Genomic DNA, 602 nt, shown 5'->3' with positions numbered 1-602 from the left:
CAAAAACGGATGTACGTTCTGAGTCACCTGGAAGGTGGAGAGGTTAGCTACAACATGCCAGGAGCTTTGATTATCGAAGGTTCCTTGGATAAAAAACGACTGGAACAAGCCTTCCGCCAGCTGATTGAACGTCATGAAGCCCTCCGAACCCGATTCGAGATGGTGGATGGTGAGGTGATTCAGCGGATTGAATCCAGCGTCCCATTCAGCGTGGAATATGTACAGGCAAGTGAAGAAGAGACACCGCAGTACGCACAGGACTTTGTACGTGCATTTGATCTCGCACAAGCACCGTTACTGCGGGTTCAGTTGATCGAAAATGGACCGGGGCGTCACGTCATGCTCTATGACATGCACCATATTATTTCGGATGGCGTGACGGAAGGCATTATCGTGCAGGAGTTCTCTCAATTGTATGAAGGCAAGGAACTGCCGCCACTGCGGATTCAGTACAAGGATTATGCGGTTTGGCAGCATGCAGATATGCAAAGTGAACGTCTGCGTGCGCAAGAAAGCTATTGGCTGAAAACCATGTCTGGTGAAATCCCGGCGCTGGATATGCCAACGGATTTTACAAGACCTGCTGTACAGCGTCTGGAAGG

Annotated in this window: 1 protein-coding gene; it reads left to right on the top strand. The window is 50.0% G+C overall.

From position 1 onward, the window contains the following. On the top strand, positions 1 to 602 hold a 602-nt coding region (locus tag HFE01_RS26425), incomplete at both ends, for a condensation domain-containing protein (protein WP_167442905.1).

The organism is Paenibacillus sp. EKM10P, assembly GCF_011800655.1.
GTDB classification, from domain to species: Bacteria; Bacillota; Bacilli; order Paenibacillales; family Paenibacillaceae; genus Paenibacillus; species Paenibacillus polymyxa.
Note: the sequence above shows the minus strand (reverse complement) of the source record. Positions and strands in the feature narration are given on the sequence as shown.